A 24,788-nucleotide genomic window follows, 5' to 3' on the forward strand; every position below is an offset into this window, starting at 1 on the left:
AGGGATTTAAGGAGCCTCTGATAAGACTCAGCGCATGCTTATTAGTGTGTTACTTTGCTCTACCATATTGATATTTAACAATTATTATTGAAAATTAACAATAATTTACTTTGTTTAATTTCAATACTTTCCGATAATTAACTAAATAGAGATTAATTTTAAGTATGGTGGTATTTATGAAAATATTTCGAAAGATCAATGTTCAGATTTTTTCGTTAGTTTTAGTCCTTATTTTTTTTCAACTTGTCATTAGTGCCCTGAGTTACTTCTCAATAAAAACTGTTAACAATGGACTTGTTTCTGTTTTTGAAAAACGTTTACCATCAATAGATAATCTTGTTCAGGCCGATAGAGACTTTCAGCAAGCACTTGTCGCTGAGAGAACTCTTTTGATGGACGGATTAAGTGATAAGGAATATGCATCTCTAGTTAAAGATTATGATAAAAATAGAAAGCAAGTTATTGAACGATTTTCAACTTTTGCTAAGCTCGCTGCAACCGAGGAAGAAAAGAAGCTTATTGAAAGCTTTACAAAGAAGTATGAGAGTTGGGCGCAGTTCTCAGATAAGAACCTACCAATTTTAAAGGTAGATTATAAGGGATCTAGAAAAGATTATGTTGAAAAATCTTTACACGGAGCCTCAAAACTCTTTGAAGACTCAAGAGGTGATCTTGATGCTCTTCAAGAATTTATTTTAAATTATGCAGATAAAGAGTTTGAAGGTGCACAAGAGACATACAATTCATCCGTTAAGGAGTTAATTTTAGCGTTAATAATTGGTTTACTATCTTCTGGATTATTAAGTTTCTTCATTGTAAGAAATATCACGAAGAAGATTTCTTTTGCTGTTAAGACAATTAATGGAAATAAAGATGATCTTAATAATATTTCCGAGAACCTTTCAAATAAGTCAGTTGAATTATCATCTATTGCTCAAGAGCAATCTGCCAGTGTAGAGGAAACATCTTCATCCCTTCACGAAATCTCTCAGATGGTAAAAAAGAACACTGATATTGCTGTAAATTCTGCTGATATGGTTGGAACCGGTAAGAATCAACTATCAGAGGGGATTGGTCTCATTTTTAAACTTGCTGAAAGAATTAAGGATGTTAACCAGGCGTCTCAAGATCTTGGAAAAAGTGTTGATGAAAACCACACACGTCTTTCTGAAATTCTTGGTGTATTTAATGAAATTCAAAGTAAGACTAGCGTTATTAACGATATCGTTTTTCAGACAAAATTGCTGTCCTTCAACGCTTCTGTTGAGGCAGCCCGTGCTGGAGAGCATGGAAAGGGCTTTGCTGTTGTTGCTGAGGAGATAGGTGGTCTTGCTCAGCAAAGTGGTAAGTCAGCAAATGAAATCTCCACAGAACTTGATAATAGTTTTGGTAGTATTTCGGGGATTATTCAGCGCTCAAAAGATGAGGTTTTTGCTGGAGTTAATAATAATAAATCATTAATTGAAGAATGTTTAAATCTGTCGCAAGAGTGTGAAAGTGTACTGCAAAAAATTAGTACAATGTTTGAGTCCATATCTTCATCGTCTATTGAAATTGCAGACGCATCGAAGGAACAAAGTGTAGGTGTCGAGGAAATAAACTCAGCGGTACAGGAAATCAATGATTCAAACCAGGTGACTGCTCAGCGTTCAAATGAGGTTGAAAATCTGTCTAGGAATATTCATAATGTTTCAGAGTTATTAAGCGAATCGATAGAGGAACTGAATAAGATGATATGAGAGTAAAAAAACTTGTATTTATATTTTTAATTACTTACCCATGTATCGCACAGACGTTAGTCGTCGGTCGCATAGATAATAATTTGGGTTTTCTAAAGGTATCTGAAATTCAAAGCATTCTTGAATGTGCAGTTAGGAAAAAACGTTTGACAGTCAAAATGATCACACTACCTAAGCAGAGAGTAAAAAGTAGTTTTAAAGATGAGGTTCTCGATGCTTATTACCCTATTTCAGTGGAAGAGAATAAGAATGACTTGGGTCTATTTCCCTTATATATTGATGAACTTTTGCTGATGTCACGCTTTGGTGAGGATTTAGGTGATAAGCTAAATGTTGGGGCTCTTAAAGAAGACCTCGACTATCTTCAGAAGTTTGATCGACGCATCGACAGGCTATATTCTGTGTCGAGTGTTGAGGCTCTTATTGGTGGTCTCGAAAGACGTCGCAGTGATGCAGTTGTTTTGCGTCGTTCTCAACTTCCAAGAGAAATTAATTTAAAGAAATATAAAATTCAAAGCTTACATTTTGAAAGTATGGGACTTAAAGTTAGTAAATCCTTTGTCCGAAAATCTGAGTCTTCGATTGATCAACTTTCACATAATTTTTTAAGTTGTCTTTCTTCTATGGATTTCAAATTACCAGATGATAAGAAAAAAAAGATTTTTTCAGAGATTGCTAAAGATTTCTTAGCTATGGGCTCTCGAATAAACGGGCCATTTAAAGTTTATAATGACGTCTCTAAAAGGGAGGCCGTGTGGACAGGAGAAGAGAGTTTTGAACGGCGTACTCTTCGTACTGAAGTTATGAGTAATAAGTATACAAGCTTACTTCGAAGTTTTAAAGAAAAGTACAAATACATTAATGAAATCTTTGCATTTAATGCACAGGGAGCACTAGTCTCGTCATTAAATGTTACAAGTGATTTCGATCAATCTGATGAGAGTAAATTTGCTCTTGTTCGCGATAATAATCAATTTTCTCCACTGCACATTCAAAATATCTACTTTGATCGCTCAGAAGAGGTTTTCCAGCTTGGTATTTCGATACCTCTTCATGACCAGGCCGGAAGATTTATTGGCGGTTTGTTTGTCGCTTGTGATATCAATGAACTTCTTTTGCATTATCGATTGAATTTATAAATATTGATGCTTTCAAATCATGGGCCGGAACGATTCTTGTGTCTGCGTTTGCCATCCAAATATTATGTAGGAGTTTAATTGTTTTAAGGGTCTGTTCTTTATCTTCATCTACGAGGTAACTTGCTAGCTTTGATTTCGATTTTTGGCTAATGACTTCTTCGATAGACCAAACAGCATCTCCGACAAGGAAAACTCTTGTCTCTTGAGTGTTTACTAGAATTCCAATTGAGCCTTTTGTATGGCCTGGTAGTTCTACGATAATAATCGTTCCATCTCCTAGGTAGTCAAAGTATCTTGGAAATGGACCATAAGTTTTCTCCGTGAATTTAATCTTCTCCCATTTTAGATCCTTTGAATCATACTGTAGAGGAATATAGCCAAAAGGTGGTTTTTCGGCCATTGCGCTTTCAAATTCTTCATTAGATATGAAAATTTTAGTTTTCTTATTCTCTGCCAAATCTTTAATTGCACTGACATGATCGAAGTGCATATGTGTTATAAATATTGCTTCAAGATCTCGTGGATACTTTGAGTTAACGTCTCCATCCTCAGTATAATCAAGAAGCGATCGAAATGGTTGTGGAATTTCTCTCAGTTGAGCTTTGCCATCTTTAGACATGCCTGTATCAATTAAAATTCGATGATTATTTTTCTCAATGAGAAAAGCCTGATGGATAGAGTAGTGATTGATATTGTTTCTTCCTTGATCCATGACAAGTGATTCAGCGGAGAGATTGTGTCCTGTTTGAACTCTTGATAAGCTTACGTAGTTCTCTGACCTCTTTGGAAATTTGTATTTCTTTTGATCGAAACTTTTATTAACAACCATACTTTTTGAACATGATGTTAACAAAAGTACTAAAAATAATAATCTATACATGAAAACTCCTTTTGCTTAATATATATGAAAAAACTTTTAAATAATACTTACCAAAAAGTTAGGAAATTATGACAGAAGAAGAAGTTAAAATTAGCGTACGAAATATTTATACCGCTCTTGATGTGCTTGGCGGGAAATGGAAAATAAAAATACTTGGTCAACTTTTGTATCGAGAGAAGCTTACTTTTGCTGGGGTTTCTCGTGAAGTGGTTGGAATCTCTGATAAAATGTTATCAGTTTCTCTCAAGGAGCTACAAAGAGATAATCTTGTGATCAAAGATGGCAATGATTACATGTTAACAATGAATGGACTTGAAGCACGAAATATTCTCGTGGCCTTATGTAATTGGTCTGATAGAGTTTATTATAGTTAAAAAAAGAGGGACTGAATGTCCCTCTTGTTGTCTTGTTAGTCGAGGTACCCTCTTTTTTGCTGATCTCTTTCGATCGCATCAAAAAGTGCTTGGAAATTTCCTTCACCAAAGCCGTTGTGCTTCTTTCTTTGAATAAATTCAAAAAATAGTGGTCCAACATATGTTTCAGTAAAGTTTTGAATTAAATACCCTTCTGGGTCACCATCGACAAGGAGCTGTCTATCTTCTAAATCTTTAATATCCTCTTCAACTTTGAAGTCTCTTTTTGGGATGTCTTCATAATAAGTTGATGGGATATCGAGAAACTTTATTCCACGCTCTCTAAGGTCTGCAACAGTTGAAAGAATATTTCCACATGTTAGGGCAATATGTTGAACCCCTGGTCCTTTATGCAGATCTAAAAACTCTTGAATTTGTGATTTTCCACCTTCAACTTCTGGCTCATTAATTGGAATGATAACTTCGCCATTTGGAAGTTGAACTACTTCTGATTGAAGACCAGTTTTTACGCCTTTGATATCAAAGTAACGTGTTACTTTAAATCCATAAATTCTATCGTAGAATTCTACCCATTTCTTCATTTCACCTTTTGGAACATTATTTGTGAGGTGATCAATTCTTGCAACACGTGCAGAAAGTGGGCGTGCGTTAGCATCAGAGTCAAGTTTTGTTAACCAGGGACGGAAGTAAGTATTTGGTCTTTGTACAAATTCGTTTACAACATCACCAAAGCCCTTGATTGCTGCAGTTAAATACATTCCGTGCTCGCTTTCGATTACTTTGAGCCCACTAACTTCTTCGGCACCTCTTTTTAATGCTTCGTTAATTGCGTGTTCACAGTCTTCAACAAGGAAGCTTATCTTTGAAACACCTTCTCCATGAGCATTAAAATATTTTCTTGAGTGATCAGTTTCCTTCTTTGATGCATTAAGAAGGAACCTTACTTGACCCTGTGAAAATAACTCAAGATCAAGACCTTGGTTTTCATAAGTTTTTTCAAAGCCAAATGTATAGAATAAATTTTTTGTTTTTGTGTCGAGTGTATCACATGTAAATTCCAAGTGATCGATGGCCAAAATTCCAAGTGGGTTTTCCGCACTGATTTTAGATTTCAACTTAATGTCCTTTGTTAATTTTTTTTACAGTCTATGGAGCTTGATGTGCTTTTTTAAGGCACAACGCACGAAAATCAGATGCTGCAATGTTTCGTTTAGTGAGCTAGCACATCGGTGAAATATAAGTTAGTATTTTCTCGTTTAAGGGAGACAGATTTATATGGCGCATAAAATTTTAAATGGCAATGAGATCATTGTTCAAGGGGGCCTTGAAGCAGGATTCTCTTTATATACTGGTTATCCAGGCTCACCACTTGCTGAGTACTTTAATATTCTCTACGCAAAAAAAAATGAGTTTCATGAAAAAGGGATTCGAGTTGTTATAGCAAACTCTGAGGCCAATGCTGCTGCGATGGCTTCGGGTGCAAAACAAGCGGGACGTGACTGTATGGTCGCAATGAAGTCCATGGGGCTTCATGTGGCCAGTGATGCGCTTTCTGTTGGGAATTTCGCCAACCCTGGCATCCCTTATACAGATGAGGTAACAGGGGAGACTCGCTACCCTGGAACTGTTGTCGTTGTAGGTGATGATCCTTGGTCGATGTCAACGTCAACAGCAGCTGATTCACGTTATCTATTTAAACATCTCCATATATCTTTTCTTGAGCCTTCAACTCCACAGGAATTAAAAGACTGGATTGGTAAGGCCCTTGAAATCTCAAAGATGACAAGTTTATATCAAGGTCTTGTTCTTACGACATTCCTGGCCGAAGGAGGAGGAAGGGTAGACTTAAGCACCGAGAAGGAAGTTCCAAAAGAGCTTATTAATCTTGACCCTTCTACTTTCGATCTTTCTAAGAATGTTATGGTTCCTCCAAACTCGCTCTTTGCTGATCATGCGATGATTAAAGAGCGTTTTCCAAAAATCAAAGAAGCATTAAAGAAATTAAATCTTGATAAGGTTTTTGGAAATATAAATAGTGAAATTGGTTATATTAGTTCGGGAGTTATTTTCGAATCGGTTAAGCAAATTTTTGAGGAAGCTGATTATCTTTCTCATTTTTCCCTATACAAGTTGGCAGCTTCTTATCCGCTCGTTGACGATCTTTTAGTTCCATATTTAAAAGGTTTAAAAAAGCTAGTTGTTATTGAAGAAAAGCGCGGCTTCCTTGAAACTGAAATTAAACAGCTTTGCCAAAAATATGGGCTTGAGCTTGAAATTTTTGGAAAAGAATTTAAAGGCCAGGAAGGTTTTCCTGCCTATGGTGGTTTAAGCTTTGAAATTATCAGAGATAAACTAGAAATTCTTTTAAAAGAGTTTGGCTATAAAAGTTGCGATAGCATTAAGTTTGAAGCTCGTCCATTTGGTGAAATTCTTCCAAGAAGACTTCCTACTTTTTGCCCCGGATGTCCGCATCGCGAAACATTGTCTCTTCTAAAAGATTTAAGAAGTCATCTTAAAAAAGATGGCATTGATCTTATCACTCATGGGGATGTCGGTTGCTACTCACTTTCTTTCCTACCTCCATTTAAAGAGATGCATAACCTTTCGGCCATGGGACAAGGTGGGGCCCTTGGTGCTGGTGTTGATTTATTTACTGAAAATCCAAGTGTTGTTTTGATGGGGGATTCTACTTTCTTTCATTCTGGTCTTACTGATATCTCTAACTCTTTACAGATGGATCATGATATTACTTATATCCTTCTTGATAATGATAATACAGCGATGACTGGACATCAGATGACGCCAGCCTCTGGGATCTCTGTCGAGGGTAAGACAAGACCAAGACAAAATATGTTGGCCGTCGTGAAATCTCTTGGTGTTACTCAAACTATTGAAGTTAATCCAAGTGATCGCTATTTCTACCAGAATGTGATGCGCGACTTTATAAAGAAAAGTGGCGTAAAAGTTATCGTTTCGAATAAAGAGTGCTCGCTTACTTTTCAAAGTAAGAAGAGAGTACAAGAAAGAAATGAAATCAAGCAGTCTGGTGTAATTAAAGAAAAGAATTTTTATCAGATTAATACTTTAGCTTGCGAAGATTGTCGTGTTTGTGTCGAGGCCACTGGATGTCCAGGTCTTACTCAAGTTCACGATGCTTACGGTACGAAGGTCTCAATTGATCCTCAGATCTGTGTGTCTGATAGTTACTGCACTAAGATGAAGGCGTGTCCAAGTTTTGAACTTGTAACGGTTAAGAATTATCATCCATCTAAATATATCTCTAACAATATGAAGTTTGATTTCTCTTCTCTCACTGAACCAGAAAGAGAAAAGACTCTCGATACAATCGCAGCAGGAACACCATGGCGAATGGTTGTGACTGGTGTTGGAGGATCAGGGATTACGACAATTTCTAAGATTATCGCAAATGCCTCAATCAAAATGGGGGGGCACGATGACCTTGATTTTAAGTTTATGGATCAAAAGGGTCTTGCTCAACGTAATGGAAACGTGACAAGTCATATGTCTATTTGTCCATCTATAAATTCCATGGGCGCCGTGACGCCGATCGGAAGTTCTGATGTCTTAGTTTCTCCAGATCTACTTGATGGTGCGAATCAGCTTAGCTTTTTAAAAGAAGATGGATTAGCTATTTTTGATCAAGATTATCAAGTTCCACTTTCAATTCTTCTTGATCGTAACCTTGATGCAATTGAAATTCGTGATCAGCTTAGTAATTCTGAAGATAAGAGAATTAGACTATTTCCTTTAAAGAAATGGTCTGAGAATTTACTTGGAAAGTCCGTATACGCTTCTTCGATGATTCTTGGTGTTGCTTATCAATATGGAAAAGTTCCATTTGCTCATGAAGACATACAAAATGCATTAAGAGCATCTATTAAAGGAAATGAGGTTGATAATAATCTTATTGCTTTTGAGTTAGGCCGTGAAATGGTAAGCCTTGGGAACAATGCTTTCGAAGCGAAGTACCAGAATGTTTTAAAGCATAAAGCAGAGTCTTATTTTGACTTAGCGACTCAGTCAGTTAGCGAGTCACTCCTTCCTTGGCAAAAAAGAAAATATATTCTTGAGAAGTTTAAGGACTCTTGTAATAAGATTACTACTAAAATTTCTGACATTTCACGTAACGACTTGATAACTTTTGTTCATGATCAGTTTATTTTTGATAGAGGACAAAATATTGATGAGTTTATTAGTGGTCTTGTAGCTTTAAAAGATATTTATCCGGATTCAAAACACTTTAAAATCGCTGCTAGAACTTATGCAAAGACTTTCATTATTAAAGATGAGGTTTACATTTCTCATCAGATGATTTCTCCCCTTCTAAAGGCGATGGATGATGACCGTTATGCTAACTTAGGAACAGGTTATGGGAAAACTCGTATCAATAGACCGGCCTTTGATGTTTTTGGTAAGACTATCGAATTTGATATTTCTCCTACGGACTGGATGCTTAAGATCATGAGACATGCTCGTATTCTTAGATTTGTGCTTGGAAATTGGCATCATAAAGAGCGTGAGATTTCTTTGAAGATCAGAGATGCTCTTTTTAATAAAGTACCAAAGGAAGCTCAACCTCTGATGAGTCTTAGACAATTAGAAAATGTAAAAGGTTATCGAAAAGTTCGCTACGAAAGTGCGGCCTTTCTATATCAGTAATTAAGGATTATATGAAAGAATCTGTTTCAGCGATATTTATTCACAAAGATAAGGTTTTTTTAATAAAGAGACAAAATTATCTGAAGGCCTTTCCTGGGTATTATTCATTTCCTGGTGGGAAGGTCGATGAGATTGATACAAGTGGAGAAGATCGCTTTGTTAATGCTTTGGCCAGAGAACTTGAGGAAGAATTAGGTGTTGATATAAAATCTCTTCTTGCTTCAAAGAAAATTGATTCGATCTCTGAATTTGGCGTAGCTGTAACTCCTGATTTTAACCCTCATCGTTTTAAGAATTATTATTTCAAAATCTTCTTAAATGAGGAGATTAAGTTTGATGTGGATGAAGGTGAAATTGCTGAGGCAGAGTGGCTTAATGCAAAAGAAGCCTTTGATTTATATGATTCAGGGAAGATGCTCGTTGTTCCTCCTATGATAAAAATCTTAAAAGACTTGAGTCGCGATATTTTATCAACTGAGCAGATAGATCCAAATTTAAAGTACGATGGTCAAACTCAAGTTCCAATGATTATTCCAGTGAGTGGTCTTAATCAGTATTTGCCACTCTCAAATACTTTTCCTCCAGCAAATAGGACAAATTCTTTTTTTATTGGAGATGGTTTGAAGGTTTTAATTGATCCTTCTCCAAAGAATGAAGAAGAGTATAAGAAGTTTTTACAAACACTTGTTGATAATGGACATGTACCCGAGCTTATCTTCTTAACACATCACCATCCTGATCACCATGAGTATGCAATTGAGATGTGTGAACATTTTGGTGTAGGGCTTGGGTTGAGTGAAGATTCATATGAAAGACTTTCTAAAAAACTTGGTAAGGACTACTTTAGAAATATCAAAATTAGATTTTATAAAGAGGGAGAAATTCTCACTCAATCTAAGGGTCATGATGTGCAAGTCCTTTCTACTCCAGGTCATGATGAAGGACAACTTTCTCTTCTTCGTGCTGACAATGCTTGGATGATCGTTTCAGATCTTATCCAAAGTGTTGGTACTGTTGTGATTGGTGGAGAAGAAGGAGATATGAAGAAATACTTCACTTCATTGAAGAGGGTGATTGATATAAATCCTCTAAGTATTTTTCCTTCCCATGGTATTGGACTTGGTGGGATAGATAAGATTGCGGCTACTTTAAAGCATCGTCTTGAGAGGGAAGAGTCTATCTCAAAATATCTTGATGAGGGGAAGTCAGAGGATGAGATGTTATCATTAATTTATCCTGATCTTCCTGAGAGGTTACATCTCTACGCTAGAGTGACTATCGAGGCCCATATATCAAAAATCAAGCGCTACGGCACAGGGATCTAAGCTCCCTTGCCTCTATTTTTTGGCGTTTTCTTCAAGCTTTTTTTCATGAACAGTTTGCAATCTTTATTTTGTTAATCTTTTAAAATCTGTAGCTTACCATTTTGCTTGCTCTATTTCTTTGAGATCGCGAGTATTTGTGTTTGTGCCACTTCCTTTTCACGAGAGAATGTATTTATAAGGCGAGGGAATGGCTCAAGTAATTTGGTTGGATGGCCGATAAGTCATTTGGAAACTGGAGAAATGTAAATGAAGATTTTTAAAAACTTATTGATCCTTATGTCTTTTACGATGAGCTCGCTTTCATATGGGGAACCCTTCTTGGATGCTCCTTCTAATCAGCCGACTCCAGCCGCATTATTGTTAGCAGAAAGTTCTTTGACCTTAGGTTTAAATGGAGCAATCTATGGAGTACCTGTAATGTCCCCAAGTGTCCATCAATCTGCAGATGGACTTAGTTTTACTACAGGTTTAAGTAGTAGCCCTGAAACTTGTCGAGTAAAAACAGAAGAAGAATTAAAAATTATACAACTCGCTGAATCAGTTGGAAATTTAAGTTGTGGTTTAAGTGCGAGAGGATCTTCAACGGATTATTGTAAATGTATTGACGGTAAGAAAAGGTCTGAGAAGTCTAAGAAGCAAAAGGGTCATCTTAAAAAGCTTGCGAAAGATTTATATGCCTCTGCTTTAGCTTCTAAGTTAAACAATGCTCTTGTATCATATTTTAAAAACGCTGAACTCGTAGGCTATGGGCAAGCGACTTCCGACTCTGTTGGTAATGCAATTGATACAAGTATGAAAAATTATAACTCGATTCGAAATAGTAAAGGTCTTTCTAAATATCCTTCTTGCTCACCAAAAAACTTAGAGAAAATGTTAGGACTTTTGAACTCTAATAAGAACAAAGAAAAAAAAGGTTGTTTGGGAGGTGCAGTAAGTGAAAAGTCGATAAAAGTTTTAAAGAACAAGCTAAAAGAACAATCAGTTGAATATAATAAATTGAAGGAAATATCTTTTGACGAATCTGATAATGTTCTTAGTATTGGTGCGAAATTAGATGAGACAATTAGCGCTTCATTTGCATCTGGTATGATGGCACAAGAAATTTTACTAAGTAATATCTATAAATCTAAAGATGCAGTCGAAAATCCTTCTGCTTATAGAGATGCTTATGAGCGATTACAAAAGAGAGACTTTCTTAAGCTTGAAGAAATATCGAGAAAAATTTCCGATCTAAGGCAACCAACAATGCAGGAGTATAAATTCATTGCAGATATTTATAAAAAAAATCCTTTGCTTAGAAGTCTGAATCCAATACCTTCTTTTGATGCTGCAGCTTTTGGACCAAGTCTTATGTTTAATAAAAATTCAATTAATAGTAATTCTTTTGAAGTTCAAAATAAACTTAAAGGATTTGCTCTAAAGTCGGTGCATTCTCAGATTGGTCAAGGACCATTAGTTTTAAGTAAAGAACCTGAACAACTTTACTTAATGTATCTTGATTCTATCGGTGAAGTCGCTGTTAATGCGAACCAAGAGTGTATGAAGGCCTTTGCAGATGTTGAGAAATTTTGTTCTCAAGATCCGTGGAAATATATTATGAATGAGAAACCAAGTGAATTGTCTAAAGTACTTAATGATATTTACTTAAGTGATGAGGATTCTCTATCAGATGCGATTGATGCACATGTCGATGCTGGTTACTTGTACTGTAGTCTTTATGAATGTCAGCTCAAAGAAAATAAGAATGTAAGACATTGTGATAAGCCAGAAGAAACTGATGGGAATTTCACTCTTGATAGCGTCATGGCCACAGATAGTCAACTCTCTGGTCGTTCAATTGTTGATGGAGAATTTGGTAGAGGAGAGCTATCTGGCCCAATTAGTGTTACAGAGTTAGAAGAATTATCTTATGTGGAATTTAGTCCAGGAGCAGAAGCTGATTATCGTAATGCGACTGATATTGTTGATTCTTCTCAAGAGGAATACCATGCCGCGACAGGATTCGAACAAGCAGCAAGTACCGCCTTTTCTAATAGCTCTGCGATGACGGCATTACCAAAGTCTGATTTTAGTTCATTCGCATCTTCAAGTGCTGCTTCAGATGTCGCAATTGGGGAAGAGGCCGTAGCAAATGACCTCGCTCAAGTACAAGCCGCTAATGCGGATAACACAGCAGTGATGAACGAACTTAAAAAGGTTCAAGAAGAATTGGCAAAGTCAAAGAATGAGATGGAGAGTACAAAAAAAGAACTTGAGGAGCTAAAGGCTAAAGAAGCGCTTGCTGAGCAACAACGTATTAACGATGAGAATGAAAGAAAACTTCAAAATACTATCAACTCATTAGAAGATAAAATTGCCAAATTAGAGAAGAAAGAAGCATCGCTAGCTTCAACTCCAACAAATAAGAAGGTTAAGTATTCTAATCCTATGAATACCAAAGGAAATAGCTTAGCGACTTCAGGGGCTGAACAAAGTGAAGGCACTGTTGAAAGTTCTCAAGGGGTCGTATCGACAAGTAGTGGATCTAATTTTTCAAGAGTTGACTCAATTAGTTCATCGAAAGATACTCAAAATGTAAAAAATGCTCTTAAGAGACTTGAGGAAAGTCGAAGCCAGGCGGGAATTGCTTCAGGTGGTGGACTATCTATTTTATCAGCGAAGAGTTTAGATGATCCTTCGCTGCAGACAAAGGTTAGAGAAGCATACCAAAATGGAATTGAAACAATCTATGTTAATGTTGGCGGAAACGTTTATAGAATTAGTCCAATGAAAGATGCTAAAGGTAATATTGTCGAAGAAGATGGGACCTTGAAATTTATTACAGAAATTGCAACGACTTCGCTCATTGAACAAGATGAACTAGCTGCTGCTAATACTGAAGAATTAAAACGCCTCCCAGCTTCTGTTACAGATGAACCTGTGTTGAATCCAGAAGACCCTGCATATAGAAAAGCACAACTTGATGCACTCTTAAATTCTGCGGAAGGAGAAAAGTAAAATTGCTTAAGAAAATTTTTATTATATCTCTTATCACCCTTACTAGCTTTGGTAAGGGTTTTTTTAATTACTCACAATCTGTTGATATTCTAAACTATTTTGATTATTTATCTTTAAGTTATGGGTCGAATCAAGATGGTCTCTATCAAAACGAGTGGATAAAAAAGTTTGGTCAGTTTAGTGATGAAGAGAAAGAGATGCTTAAGCAATTTCGTGAATTGAGAGCAAAGTATAATAAAAAAGATCAAGAGTTCGATAGTTTTACACTTTCATTTTATAAAGCAAGTTCGATAGATGAAGCTTTAAAAAACCTCTCTAAAGTTGTAACAAAGAAAGAAGTCGATACTGTCGTTAAACTTTTAAGACACTTCAAACAAAAAGCAAGTTCATTTATTTCTGAATCCGCTAGTTTTAAAGGAAAGGCGCCCGAGCTTGAGAAGCGTTTAAAGAAGAATGGTGTACTAAAGGCCTATCAAGATGTTTTTAAATTTTTTGGATTTAAAAAGAACTTTCAGGCAAAAATATTTTTTGTATGGGCCCCTAAGTCATTTAATATGGAGATCGTGAATCTTCAAAATATCATTTTAATCAAAGTGAATCCATTGGAAGATATTTCTATTAAACTCGATGATATCGAAAGCTCTAAGCTTTTAGTGAATTCTCTTTTCTCTACACTCACTAAAGCTCAACTTGAAAACTTTAAAAAGATTTTGGGTACATCTTGTCCCGCCGACGCCTATAATGTTTTAACATATGTTCTAGGTCCAATGCATGCTAAGTATGTGGTACAAAAAAAATCTTTCGACCCTTATGTTAGTAACTTTTCAGATCCTAAAACTAATCTTCTTGCCATTAGCTTTCATCAACTTTTTGAAGGTCAACTAGCCTCAAAAATGGAATTCAGTGGTTCATTTCCAAACAAGCTCGAGTATCTTTGTTCTTTGATAAAATAACGCATCGAAAAGTCTCTGAAATCTAGTAAGCCTTAAGACAAGTTCTTGTCATAAAGGTCACTCAAATAGTAATATTCTCACATACTTACTCTTTTAAATTTAGGATTTGAGATGGATTCGATTATTTCAAAAATTGATCGTCATAGTGACGATTTTAAGACCAATAAAGAACATAATATTTCAATACTTGAAACGTTCTATACAAAAATAAATCACGTTAAAGCTGGAGGAGGCGAAAGTTCCGTAGCTAGACATCATAGTCGTGGTAAATTACTTCCAAGAGAAAGGATTGAAAAAATTCTTGATCAGGACTCGCCATTTTTAGAGTTGTCTTCTCTTGCTGCTGACGGAATGTATGGAATGGACGTTCCAAGTGCTGGTATCGTTTGTGGGATTGGACGTGTTCATGGTGTAGAATGTATGTTTGTTGCGAACGATGCAACTGTTAAAGGTGGGACTTACTTTCCGATGACAGTTAAAAAACATTTGAGAGCACAAGAGATCGCGAGGGAAAATAGACTACCTTGTATTTACCTTGTTGACTCGGGGGGCGCTTTTCTCCCTATGCAAGACGAGGTTTTTCCTGACAAGGAACACTTTGGAAGAATCTTTTACAATCAAGCTCAGATGTCTGCCGTGGGAATTCCGCAAATTGCTGTCGTTCTCGGTAGCTGTACGGCCGGAGGGGCTTATGTTCCAGCAATGGCAGATGAATCAGTTATTGTTAAAGACAATGGAACAATCTTTTTAGGTGGGCCACCTCTTGTTAAAGCTGCTACAGGTGAAGTGGTAACGGCTGAAGAACTTGGTGGGGCTTATGTTCACACTCATGAAAGTGGTGTTGCTGATCATTATGCTGAAGATGAGATGGATGCATTAGCTATTACTCGTAATATTGTTGAAAACTTGAATTATAAGTCACTCGGTACCATTACTGGAGACAAGAGAGAAAGCATAGTAGAAGATCCGAAATATGATATCGAAGATGTTTATGGAATTCTTCCACATGATACGAAGAAGCCTTTCGATATTAGAGAAATCATTGCTCGTCTGGTTGATGGTTCAAAATTTCATGAATTCAAAGAAAACTACGGGGCGACACTCGTCTGTGGTTTTGCTCGTATTCACGGACATCAGGTAGGTATTGTTGCCAATAATGGTATTCTATTTTCTGAAAGTGCTCAAAAAGGAGCTCACTTTATCCAGCTTTGTGGACAGAGAAAAATTCCACTAGTTTTCCTGCAAAATATTACTGGGTTCATGGTTGGAAAGAAGTATGAATCTGAGGGTATTGCAAAGCATGGAGCTAAGATGGTTACGGCCGTTTCAACTGTAGACGTTCCAAAATTTACTGTGATCATTGGTGGTTCATTTGGCGCTGGGAACTATGGGATGTGTGGAAGAGCTTATTCTCCTCGTTTCCTATGGATGTGGCCAAATGCGAGAATATCTGTAATGGGCGGAGAACAGGCCGCAGGTGTTCTTGCTACAGTTAAACAAGATGGTCTTGAAGCAGCTGGAAAGAAGCCAATGAGTGATGAAGAAGTAGCAGCGTTTAAAAAGCCTATTCTTGATAAGTATGATGTTGAAGGAAGTGCTTATTACTCAACAGCTCGCCTTTGGGATGATGGAGTTATCGACCCTAAGCACACGAGAAATATTCTAGGTCTTGCTATTGAAGCAAGTTTAAATAAATCAATTGAGGACACTAAATTTGGTGTCTTTAGAATGTAATTTGGTTGGTGATTTGATGACTGATTTATATAAGAAAACATTGGATACAAGGGGAGTGGCCACGATCACTCTAAATCGCCCAGAAATTCATAACGCCTTTAATGACGAATTGATTCTAGGTCTAATTAAGGAATTTAAAGAGATGGACGCAGACCCTTCTGTAAAGCTGGTTGTTTTAACTGGAGAGGGAAAGTCATTCTGTGCAGGCGCTGATTTAAATTGGATGAAGAAAATGGTGAGCTATACTCTTGAGGAGAATATTGCTGATTCGATGAATCTTGCAAACCTCTTCGAAGTTACAAATTTCTTCTCTAAGCCAATTATTGGTAAAATTAATGGTGCAGCTCTTGGAGGAGGAAGTGGACTTGTTGCAGTTTGTGACCATGTCGTTGCTCACGAAAGTGCTCTTTTCGGATTTACAGAAGCAAGATTAGGGCTTGTTCCTGCTGTTATCTCTCCATATGTTATTGCTAAAATTGGTCACTCAAATGCAAGAACTCTTTTTCTTTCTGGGAAGCGTTTTGATGCTGTATATGCAAAGAGTATCGGCCTTGTTCACGACATCTCACTCGATCGTTATTTTGAAAAAGATATCCAAACGACAATTGAAGAGTTTTTAAAATCATCGCCTGCAGCACAAGTTGAATCAAAGAAACTGATCTTTGGAGTTGAAAGTCGTATGCATAGTCTTGAAGATAGAAAGAAATTTACTTGTGAAACTATTGCCAAAATGAGGATTAGTGAGCAAGGGCAAGAGGGGATGAATGCTCTTCTTGAAAAAAGAAAGCCAAATTGGTTGGAGTCGTAATGAAAATTAATAAAGTACTAATTGCTAATAGAGCAGAGATTGCAATTCGTATTATCAGAACTTGTAAGTTCTATAATATTAAAACTGTAACTCTTTACACTGAAGAAGAAAAAGATCTTCCTCAACGTTTTGAAGCGGATCAAAGTGTTTACCTTGGAGATGGACCACTAAAAGACACATATCTTAATATTGATAAGATTATCAGTGTTGCTAAAGAGACTGGTGCTGATGCAATCCATCCTGGCTACGGTTTTCTTTCTGAGAATGCAGAGTTTGCAAAAAAAGTTGTCGAAAATGGTTTGATTTTTATTGGGCCTTCTGTTGAATCCATCATTCTTATGGGTGATAAGAAAGGTTCTAAGGAGAAAATGATTGAAGTTGGTATACCAACTATCCCTGGCTATCATGGAGCTGATCAAAGCACTTCTACTCTAGAAGCCGCTGCTGATAGTATTGGTTATCCTGTGCTTATCAAGGCTTCTGCTGGTGGTGGTGGAAAAGGTATGCGCGTCGTTTATGATAAGAAATCCTTTGTTGCTGAGTTAGAGTCATGTAAGCGTGAAGCAACAAACTCATTTGGATCAGACATTGTATTAATTGAAAAATTCATTGAGAATCCAAGACATATTGAAGTCCAGGTCATGTCGGACAATCATGGAAACCACTTTCACTTTTTTGAAAGAGAGTGCTCGATACAAAGACGTCATCAAAAAATTATCGAAGAAACGCCATCACCTGCTCTTAGTCCAGAGCTTCGTGATTCGATAACCAGAACAGCCGTGCAGATTTCTTCTGCAATTAACTACTCCGGCGCTGGAACGGTAGAGTTTATTCTAGATGGAGATAAGTTCTACTTCCTTGAGATGAATACGAGACTTCAGGTTGAGCATCCAATTACTGAAGAGGTCACTGGCTTCGATCTTGTTGAGCTTCAGTTAAGAGCTGCTTCTGGTGAAAAATTTGATTTTACTCAAGATGATATCATTCAAACTGGACATTCGTTAGAGGTTAGAATTTACGCGGAAAATCCAGATGATAATTTCATGCCTGCGATTGGACAAATTACAAAAATTGGAGAGCCAAATTATTTCACTCGTCTTGATACTGGTTACCGTGATGGTTCTGAGATTACTGTAAACTTCGACCCGATGATTGCAAAGGTAATCGTTCATGGAGATACAAGAGAAGAGTCGATTGAGATGATGCTGGAGTCTTTGAGTGATCTACCATTTTTTGGCTTTGCTACTAATCGTGATTATCTCACTCGTATCTTAACACATGAAAAATTTATGAGTGGGGAGACATATACTCACTTTGTAAAAACTTATGAAGAAGATCTAAAAAAAGCAGCACCTTCTGATGATGTTGTTGCCGCAGCGATTGGAGCACTTTTGCTGAATGATCATAAGTTGATTGAAAATGTTAATTCTAATAAGTCTTGGGACTCATTAGTTGGATTTAGGAATATATAATGAAACGTTCTTTTAAATTAGGTGATAGTGAGATTATTATTGATATCATTGAGGTTAATGTCGATATAGTAAAGTTTTACTATAATGAGACTCTTTATACTATTCGCAATGAAGGAGATGTCTTTTCATTAAATGATGCTTATTTTAAAGCTCAAGTTAGTGATGATCGAGTCGCTATTAATGGTCAAGATATTGAGCTTGCGACAGTTAAGACAGAGCGTACTTCTTCGAGTAAATCTCATGGTGGGGATATGTTATCACCAATGCCAGGAAAGATTTTAAAACAATGTTTAAATGTTGGTGATACATTTGCTCCTGGTGATGCGATTCTTGTAATGGAAGCAATGAAGATGGAGCATACGGTAAAGGCTTCAGTTCATGGTAAACTTCTAGATTACCTTGTTACAGAGGGGCAATTAATTGAGGGGTCTCGAGACCTTATCAGTTTTGAGCTAATTGAGAGTTAAAATGACAAATAATAATGTGAAAATTGTTGAAGTCGGTCCTAGGGATGGACTTCAAAATGAAAAGAATCTTGTGAGCCTTGAGGTTAAAGTTAACTTTATAAAAAAACTTCTGGCAGCTGGTATTCGTTCACTTGAGGTGACTAGCTTTGTTCGGCCGGATAAAATTCCACAAATGAGTGACGCTTCAGAACTTTTTCCGTTAATCAAAGAATTTGCAAGGGATATGGCCGTTGAACTTCCTTGTCTCGTTCCTAATCTTATTGGATTAAATTCTGCTCTTGGCCTTGGTGTTGATCATATTGCACTATTTAGTGCGACTTCAAATACGTTTAACAAAAAAAATATTAATGCGACTGTTGATGAATCTTTTAGTCGACTACAAGAAGTCGTTGAATATGTGAAATCCTCGGGAAAAGCCGTTAAAATGAGAGGCTATGTCTCAACTGTCTTTGGCTGTCCTTATGAGGGAGAAATTGATTTAGACCATACCCTTAAAGTTATCGAGAAAATGAGAGACTTGGGTGTTGATGAAATTTCACTTGGAGATACTATCGGGGTGGCCAACCCAATTCAGGTGCAAACACTTATCACGGCGCTTAAAAAGAACTTTGATCTTTCAAAGATTGCAATGCACTTTCATGATACAGAAGGGATGGCCGTTGCAAATATCTATACTAGTTTCAACGAAGGTATAAGAATTTTTGATTCATCAGCTGCTGGTCTTGGGGGTTGTCCTTACGCAAAAGGAGCTACTGGTAATGTTGCAACAGATGACGTTGTAAATCTTTTTGATAAAATGAACGTCAACACAGGTATCGATGCGTCTAAACTTCACGAAGCATCATCTTATATCCTAGAAAATCTAGGAAAGCAGGGAGGATCTAAATTCTTTCATGCCTTTGAAGGAAGAAAGTCATGAGTGATTTTTTCTCTCGAGAATTTAAAGATTTAAAGGTTAAACTTGATGATGGAATTCTAGTCATAGGACTTGATAATCAGAAATTTAGTAATGCATTTTCTGATGCATTAATTTCATCTTTTGTATCAGTATTAGAATTTGCAAATTTCTCTCCTGACGTTAGAGTTATCATTCTTACTGGAGAAGGGAAAAACTTCTGTGCAGGTGGAGATGTCAAGGCAATGCAGAACAAGACCGGGATGTTTGCTGGGGAAAGTTATGAATTGCGTGAACGATATGCATCAGGTATTCAGAGAATCCCTCTTGCTATTGAAGCCCTAAAAAAGCCTATCATTGCAATGGTTAATGGTGCTGCTATCGGTGCTGGTTGTGATCTCGCAGCAATGTGTGATATTAGAATCTGTGATGAAAATTCTCGTTTTGGCGAAACTTTTACTAAACTTGCTCTTGTTCCAGGAGATGGCGGTCCATATTTTCTCGCACGTGTCATTGGGTATACAAAGGCCATGGAGATGTACTTAACAGGTGATATTTATTCTGCAACACAAGCAAAGGAAATGGGTCTTGTTTATAAGGTTTGCTTAAGTGGTGAATTGTTAAATGAAACAATGAGCCTTGCTCGTAGGATTTCGAAAAATGCTCCTATTGCAATTGAGTTTACCAAAATGGCAATGAAACGTGCCGCAAAAGATGATCTACAGTCTCATTTGAACTTTGTTTCTCTTGCACAGGGAATTACTCAACGTAGTGATGATCACTTTAAGGCCATCGATGCTTTACTAACTAAAACAGAGGTTGAATTTGAGAGGAAGTAGTTTATTGACTACTTTCTTAATGATCATGATTCTTGCTACTTTTGCGAGTTGTTCTAATCTTTCATTTTACAATGACTCAGATATTTTAATTAGAACGGTTTCTCCTAAAGTCGAAAAGCAGCAAAATTATATTATTGAATTTGTATCAGAAACTCTTTTATGGGGAATGATACCTACCGAGAATAAGCTTGATGTCTATAAAAATATTAACTTGGGGGCCTATAATAAGGTAGGAAACCTTTCAGTTAAGATTTATCAGACTCGTTACCAGAAGTTTCTAACTATTGCCTCTTTTGGGATCTATATTCCAGAGACAGTTCAGTATAATTTTTGGGGGGAGTACAAGTTAAGTGAATAGGATATTATTTTTTATTTTACTATTTCTTCTCTCTGGATGCTCTACATCTTTGACGATCAAGCCACATAAGTGCAACGCTTCACTCGTTTTGTTTCCTAAGACTTTTAGTAGTCAAAAGTATGAAAATATTAAAATAACAACAAAGGGAGTGGGGAACTATGATTTTCTTCTCTATGAAGAATTAAAAGATCATGGATTGAACTGCACTCAGATGTCAGAACTTTTTTATAGTGTTGAAACTGATTTTACTGATGTTGTTTTGGGAATTCTTCCATCCTTTACTTCTCGCACAATCACTATCTGGTATCGATAATTAAGATTTATTGATTTAGAGTTTTAGATTTCTCATGTTATGTTTCTTCTTTTGGAGGTCGGCTTGAAGCATGAATTTCTTGATTCAAATATTGGATTATCAATTACATTCTCATTAGAGGTTTTCTATATTTTTTCTGTTGTACATATGCTCCTTGATTTATTACATCAAGATTTCTATTCGATATATATACTGCTTCTATTTATGTTAGGACTTTTTGTTTCATTATACGGAAAAATGTTGAAGGTCAGTCGAGGAAGACTTTTTAGTACCGGTCGCGCTAGTATTGATATAAAAAACTCAATGATTTATTATGCGGGCTTTTCTTTAGTGATGATTAGTTTTATTTTACACTTATTCTAGCTATTAACTGCGTTCATCTTCATCTAAAAGACCCATAAGATTCGAGAAGAAACTCTTCTTATACTCTTGAACTTCTTCTTCACTTCCTAGATGTCCAAAACTTTGTCTGTCCTGTTCGAGAAATAGCCCCTTCTTATCAAGATCAATAATAAAACGACTCTTATGCCTAGGAACATCTGTTCCATAGATCTTTCTCTGCTTACAGTATGTCATGACAAGTTTTTCTTGGGCGCGAGTAATTCCTACATAGCAAAGTCTTCTTTCTTCGTCGGTTCCGCCACCTTCGCTAATAACTCTTTTATGAGGAAGAAGCTCTTCTTCCATGCCTATAAGGTAAACAGTGTCAAACTCAAGGCCCTTTGAAGAGTGTAGAGTCATCATGGTAACAGAGTTCTTCTTGATGTCATCATCTTCGTCTTCGTTGGTGTCTTGATTGTCTTGCAAGAGAAGCTTTTCAACAAATGTTTCAAGATTTGCTTTTTCTTTATAGTATTTTTCAAAACGTTCTGCAGACTCGATAAACATCGTAATATCATTGCGACGTCTTTCAATCTGTTTTACATTGTCATAATTCTTTTCGATGAAAGAAAAATACTTTATTTCCTCAACGAGAGCAGAAATAGATTGAGCAAGTGTTCCATGATTGAACTTATGTCTAAATTCTTCAATTAGCTTAGTGAAGTTGTGTATATGATCCCGTCTGTTCGGGTCTAGATCAGGCTTATCTTTCAGTGCCTGATAAAGACTTATATCCTCATCTTCTGTGACTTCAAGATATTTTTCAAGTGTACGCATTCCAATTCCACGGTTAGGAATATTTAAAATTCTACGCAGCGAAATTTGATCATTTGGATTTCTAATAACCATGAGATAGGCCATGAGATCCTTAACTTCTTTCTTTTCATAGAATTTTTGGCCACCCAGCATTTCATACGGAACACGCGAAAGTCTAAGTTGTTCTTCAATTGGCATGGCCTGCGTATTAGAGCGATAAAGAATCGCGATATCACTTAAGTGACCACCTTTACTTTGGAAATTTACGATATCTTCAACGACTACTTGTGATTCATGATCAGTATCGGCCATAGACCATAGTAGTGGTTTGTTAGGAGACTTCTTATCTGACCAAAGAGTTTTCTCTCTTCTATTCTTATTTTCTTTAATTACTTCGTTAGCAAGTTCGAGAATTGGCGAGATTGAACGATAGTTTTGTTCAAGCTTGACAATTTTTGCGCCAGGAAAATTCTTTTCGAAGTTTAAAATATTTGTAATATCAGCGCCTCTAAAAGAATATATCGCTTGGTCATCATCACCTACAACACAGAGATTATTATGTGTTTTTGTTAAGTGTAAAACGAGATTAAACTGCAGAGTATTGGTATCTTGATACTCATCAATCATAATATATTTGTACTTCGTTGAATATTTTTCTGCGATATCAGGAAACTTATCAAATAGCTTCACAGTGAGAAGTAAGATATCGTCAAAATCGATAGCATTAAAGAATTTCAACTTTTCTTGATAAACTTCATAAACATAGTTAATAGCGTGATCGTATGGATCTTCATCATTAAAGTAATTTGAGTCGCTAAAGTCATCGGCACTGATGCCAGCATTTTTTAAGACACCAATTTTTGAGAGAATAACTTCTTTTTTGAAAGTTTTCTCTGCATTGTAGAGAGTGAGAGCTTCTCTAATAATGGCAAGCTGATCCGAAGTATCGTAGATTGAAAATTTCTTATGATAACCAAGTTTATCAATTTCCTCTTTTAAGATACGAAGCCCCAATGAGTGAAATGTTGCGAGGGTTGTACCTTTAGACTTTCTCTTTCCTAGGAGGGCGATAACCCTTTCCTTCATTTCTTTTGCGGCCTTATTGGTGAAACTAACAGCAAGAATAGACTTCGGATCGATATGAAGATTATCGACCATATGAGAAATTCGGTATGTCAGGGTACGAGTTTTACCACTGCCTGCACCGGCCAGAATCAGTACTGGACCTTCAATTGTTTCTGCTGCTTCGCGCTGCTTGTCATTAAGACCACTAAGAGAAATCATAGACAGACTTTGCTTTAAATCTTGCAATTAGACAACACGATTTTTGACAAATAGTTAGTTGAGTGGAACACTTAAGTATTGGAGAAAATTATGATTATTAGAATGTTGCAACGAGCAATAATCACCCTTATATTTGTTTCTAACTCAATGGCCTACTTTGGTGAAAATAGGCCGCCTATTGTTAACCATTTTGAAAATAAGTCTAGTTTAGCTTCAAAAACTGATATTGAATCGGTGATTAATAAACAGTCCCCAGTTCGCTCCCAAGGCCAACGTGGTGCTTGTACAATGTTCACTACAATTGGCCTGATTGAGTCCTACTTAATTGGTAATGGAATCTCTAGTAAGTCCATCGATTTATCGGAAGAGTGGATGCAGTATACAATTATGCGCAATAAAGAAACTGAGGGATCTTCTACTTCTAAAAATTTGCGTGAAGTTCTAAACTCTGGAGTTGTGTACGAAAATACATGGCCGTATCTTGGAAAGAAATGGTTGACCCTTGATGATTACGTAGAGAGTCGACAAACTTGTGAACATCTCGAAGGAAATGTGAGTCTTTTAAAACGTTGTTTACTTGGTCATCGTGATCCGAGGCTATATGATATGCCGGTACATCAGTTAATCGAAGTTGATCCAAAGTTTGAAGCAATTCGTTCAGAAGCGATGCTGCTTAAAGATCAATTAATAAAAAATCTTTATAAGAAAAAGTCTTCTTATCGAGTTAAGACAACGGCTAAGATAAGAGAGCTTTTGATTCAAGGAAAACCTCTCATCATGGGGACTAAGCTTTATTACGGGTCGTGGAATAGTTCAAAAGTGGAGACCTATGATATTCAACCTAGAGATAAAGATACTTGGTACCAAGGTATTGTTGGTTATCCTGAAGTAGGAAGTCGTGATCGTGAGATCTCAGCAGTTAATGGCGGAGGACACTCTATTACTATTGTTGGCTATGACGATGACGTGATTGTTAAAACAAATATGTTAATGACTGATGGTAGTACTAAGGAATTTTCATATAAGGGAGTTTACTATTTTAAAAACTCTTGGGGTGTTAAAGGTTTTGGTAAGAAATTTATCTTAAATAACCGATCATATCCGGGCTATGGAATGATTACACAAAAATATGCCAACGAGTTTGGCACCTTCTATTCAATTGAATAAGTAAATGATATAAGAAAGAGTATATTTTTAAAATAACAGGGGAATTATGATGGCGAAGAAAGCGACGAAAAAAGTAGCGAAGAAAGCGACGAAGAAAGTAGCGAAGAAAGCGACGAAGAAAGCGACGAAGAAAGTAGCGAAGAAAGCGACGAAGAAAGTAGCGAAGAAAGCGACGAAGAAAGCGACGAAGAAAGTAGCGAAGAAAGCGACGAAGAAAGTAGCGAAGA

The 24,788-nt window shown here is 36.6% G+C and carries 20 protein-coding genes; 17 read left to right on the forward strand and 3 right to left on the reverse strand.

Annotation, left to right across the window (positions count from 1 at the left end; genetic code table 11):
• Window positions 1-176: 176 nt before the first annotated feature.
• Window positions 177-1,739, forward strand: a complete 1,563-nt coding sequence (locus M900_RS14560) for a methyl-accepting chemotaxis protein (protein WP_021275652.1) — start codon at window positions 177-179, stop codon at window positions 1,737-1,739.
• Window positions 1,736-2,878, forward strand: coding sequence for a PDC sensor domain-containing protein (locus M900_RS14565; protein WP_034732839.1), 1,143 nt, complete (start codon window positions 1,736-1,738; stop codon window positions 2,876-2,878). The genes M900_RS14560 and M900_RS14565 overlap by 4 nt, the downstream gene beginning before the upstream one ends.
• On the opposite strand, the gene M900_RS14570 is transcribed toward M900_RS14565, so the two are convergent.
• Window positions 2,841-3,758 carry an MBL fold metallo-hydrolase gene (locus M900_RS14570; protein WP_021275465.1) on the reverse strand — a complete coding sequence of 306 codons (918 nt, stop codon included), beginning with the start codon at window positions 3,756-3,758 and terminating at the stop codon, window positions 2,841-2,843. The genes M900_RS14565 and M900_RS14570 overlap by 38 nt on opposite strands.
• 68 nt (window positions 3,759-3,826) lie before the next feature.
• On the opposite strand from M900_RS14570, the gene M900_RS14575 reads away from it, so the two are divergent.
• Entirely contained in the window at window positions 3,827-4,132 is a 306-nt protein-coding gene (locus M900_RS14575; protein ID WP_021275498.1) for a helix-turn-helix domain-containing protein, read from the forward strand.
• Between the two features lie 35 nt (window positions 4,133-4,167).
• Here M900_RS14575 and hppD read toward each other — a convergent pair whose 3' ends face one another.
• Entirely contained in the window at window positions 4,168-5,247 is a 1,080-nt protein-coding gene (gene hppD / locus M900_RS14580; RefSeq protein WP_021275347.1) for a 4-hydroxyphenylpyruvate dioxygenase, read from the reverse strand.
• A gap of 160 nt (window positions 5,248-5,407) precedes the next feature.
• Here hppD and M900_RS14585 point away from each other — a divergent pair, with 160 nt between their 5' ends.
• The 13 genes from M900_RS14585 to M900_RS14645 all read left to right on the forward strand — a co-directional run bounded on the left by M900_RS14585 (window position 5,408) and on the right by M900_RS14645 (window position 21,336).
• Window positions 5,408-8,812: a thiamine pyrophosphate-dependent enzyme gene (locus M900_RS14585; protein ID WP_021275280.1), complete on the forward strand. Its 3,405-nt coding sequence runs from the start codon at window positions 5,408-5,410 to the stop codon at window positions 8,810-8,812.
• Window positions 8,813-8,823: 11 nt separating this feature from the next.
• Window positions 8,824-10,137 (forward strand): NUDIX domain-containing protein, encoded by a 1,314-nt coding sequence (locus M900_RS14590; protein ID WP_021275568.1) that lies wholly within the window; start codon window positions 8,824-8,826, stop codon window positions 10,135-10,137.
• Window positions 10,138-10,383: 246 nt separating this feature from the next.
• Window positions 10,384-13,134, forward strand: a complete 2,751-nt coding sequence (locus M900_RS14595) for a hypothetical protein (RefSeq protein WP_021275674.1) — start codon at window positions 10,384-10,386, stop codon at window positions 13,132-13,134.
• A 2-nt stretch (window positions 13,135-13,136) separates the two neighbouring features.
• On the forward strand, window positions 13,137-14,087 hold the full coding sequence (locus M900_RS14600) for a hypothetical protein (protein ID WP_021275378.1): 951 nt from the start codon (window positions 13,137-13,139) through the stop codon (window positions 14,085-14,087).
• 111 nt (window positions 14,088-14,198) lie between these two features.
• On the forward strand, window positions 14,199-15,821 hold the full coding sequence (locus M900_RS14605) for a carboxyl transferase domain-containing protein (RefSeq protein ID WP_021275452.1): 1,623 nt from the start codon (window positions 14,199-14,201) through the stop codon (window positions 15,819-15,821).
• 16 nt (window positions 15,822-15,837) lie between these two features.
• Window positions 15,838-16,629 (forward strand): enoyl-CoA hydratase-related protein, encoded by a 792-nt coding sequence (locus M900_RS14610; protein WP_021275671.1) that lies wholly within the window; start codon window positions 15,838-15,840, stop codon window positions 16,627-16,629.
• Entirely contained in the window at window positions 16,629-18,101 is a 1,473-nt protein-coding gene (locus tag M900_RS14615; protein WP_021275439.1) for an acetyl/propionyl/methylcrotonyl-CoA carboxylase subunit alpha, read from the forward strand. Before M900_RS14610 ends, M900_RS14615 begins: the two co-directional genes overlap by 1 nt.
• Window positions 18,101-18,568 carry an acetyl-CoA carboxylase biotin carboxyl carrier protein subunit gene (locus M900_RS14620; protein WP_021275305.1) on the forward strand — a complete coding sequence of 156 codons (468 nt, stop codon included), beginning with the start codon at window positions 18,101-18,103 and terminating at the stop codon, window positions 18,566-18,568. The genes M900_RS14615 and M900_RS14620 overlap by 1 nt, the downstream gene beginning before the upstream one ends.
• 1 nt (window position 18,569) lies before the next feature.
• Window positions 18,570-19,487: a hydroxymethylglutaryl-CoA lyase gene (locus M900_RS14625; RefSeq protein ID WP_021275614.1), complete on the forward strand. Its 918-nt coding sequence runs from the start codon at window positions 18,570-18,572 to the stop codon at window positions 19,485-19,487.
• Window positions 19,484-20,302 carry an enoyl-CoA hydratase-related protein gene (locus M900_RS14630; RefSeq protein WP_021275516.1) on the forward strand — a complete coding sequence of 273 codons (819 nt, stop codon included), beginning with the start codon at window positions 19,484-19,486 and terminating at the stop codon, window positions 20,300-20,302. Before M900_RS14625 ends, M900_RS14630 begins: the two co-directional genes overlap by 4 nt.
• A 4-nt stretch (window positions 20,303-20,306) precedes the next feature.
• Complete coding sequence (locus M900_RS14635) at window positions 20,307-20,660, forward strand: hypothetical protein (protein WP_021275419.1); 354 nt, start codon at window positions 20,307-20,309, stop codon at window positions 20,658-20,660.
• Window positions 20,653-20,973, forward strand: a complete 321-nt coding sequence (locus M900_RS14640; RefSeq protein WP_021275562.1) for a hypothetical protein — start codon at window positions 20,653-20,655, stop codon at window positions 20,971-20,973. Before M900_RS14635 ends, M900_RS14640 begins: the two co-directional genes overlap by 8 nt.
• Before the next feature lie 63 nt (window positions 20,974-21,036).
• Window positions 21,037-21,336 carry a hypothetical protein gene (locus M900_RS14645; protein WP_034732846.1) on the forward strand — a complete coding sequence of 100 codons (300 nt, stop codon included), beginning with the start codon at window positions 21,037-21,039 and terminating at the stop codon, window positions 21,334-21,336.
• Window positions 21,337-21,339: 3 nt separating this feature from the next.
• Here M900_RS14645 and M900_RS14650 read toward each other — a convergent pair whose 3' ends face one another.
• Complete coding sequence (locus M900_RS14650; protein WP_021275284.1) at window positions 21,340-23,394, reverse strand: ATP-dependent helicase; 2,055 nt, start codon at window positions 23,392-23,394, stop codon at window positions 21,340-21,342.
• Between the two features lie 90 nt (window positions 23,395-23,484).
• On the opposite strand from M900_RS14650, the gene M900_RS14655 reads away from it, so the two are divergent.
• On the forward strand, window positions 23,485-24,561 hold the full coding sequence (locus tag M900_RS14655) for a C1 family peptidase (protein WP_021275636.1): 1,077 nt from the start codon (window positions 23,485-23,487) through the stop codon (window positions 24,559-24,561).
• Window positions 24,562-24,788: the final 227 nt, after the last annotated feature.

It is taken from the genome of Bacteriovorax sp. Seq25_V (assembly GCF_000447795.1).
GTDB lineage: Bacteria > Bdellovibrionota > Bacteriovoracia > Bacteriovoracales > Bacteriovoracaceae > Halobacteriovorax_A.

Bases quoted from the DNA above. Each gene is read 5' to 3' on its own strand.
- M900_RS14570 (WP_021275465.1), bottom strand. From the start codon at position 3,758: ATGTATAGATTATTATTTTTAGTACTTTTGTTAACATCATGTTCAAAA.
- M900_RS14630 (WP_021275516.1), top strand. From the start codon at position 19,484: ATGAGTGATTTTTTCTCTCGAGAATTTAAAGATTTAAAGGTTAAACTT.
- M900_RS14575 (WP_021275498.1), top strand. From the start codon at position 3,827: ATGACAGAAGAAGAAGTTAAAATTAGCGTACGAAATATTTATACCGCT.
- M900_RS14585 (WP_021275280.1), top strand. From the start codon at position 5,408: ATGGCGCATAAAATTTTAAATGGCAATGAGATCATTGTTCAAGGGGGC.
- M900_RS14590 (WP_021275568.1), top strand. From the start codon at position 8,824: ATGAAAGAATCTGTTTCAGCGATATTTATTCACAAAGATAAGGTTTTT.
- M900_RS14605 (WP_021275452.1), top strand. From the start codon at position 14,199: ATGGATTCGATTATTTCAAAAATTGATCGTCATAGTGACGATTTTAAG.
- M900_RS14610 (WP_021275671.1), top strand. From the start codon at position 15,838: ATGACTGATTTATATAAGAAAACATTGGATACAAGGGGAGTGGCCACG.
- M900_RS14565 (WP_034732839.1), top strand. From the start codon at position 1,736: ATGAGAGTAAAAAAACTTGTATTTATATTTTTAATTACTTACCCATGT.
- M900_RS14650 (WP_021275284.1), bottom strand. From the start codon at position 23,394: ATGATTTCTCTTAGTGGTCTTAATGACAAGCAGCGCGAAGCAGCAGAA.
- M900_RS14655 (WP_021275636.1), top strand. From the start codon at position 23,485: ATGATTATTAGAATGTTGCAACGAGCAATAATCACCCTTATATTTGTT.
- M900_RS14620 (WP_021275305.1), top strand. From the start codon at position 18,101: ATGAAACGTTCTTTTAAATTAGGTGATAGTGAGATTATTATTGATATC.
- M900_RS14615 (WP_021275439.1), top strand. From the start codon at position 16,629: ATGAAAATTAATAAAGTACTAATTGCTAATAGAGCAGAGATTGCAATT.
- M900_RS14560 (WP_021275652.1), top strand. From the start codon at position 177: ATGAAAATATTTCGAAAGATCAATGTTCAGATTTTTTCGTTAGTTTTA.
- M900_RS14625 (WP_021275614.1), top strand. From the start codon at position 18,570: ATGACAAATAATAATGTGAAAATTGTTGAAGTCGGTCCTAGGGATGGA.
- M900_RS14595 (WP_021275674.1), top strand. From the start codon at position 10,384: ATGAAGATTTTTAAAAACTTATTGATCCTTATGTCTTTTACGATGAGC.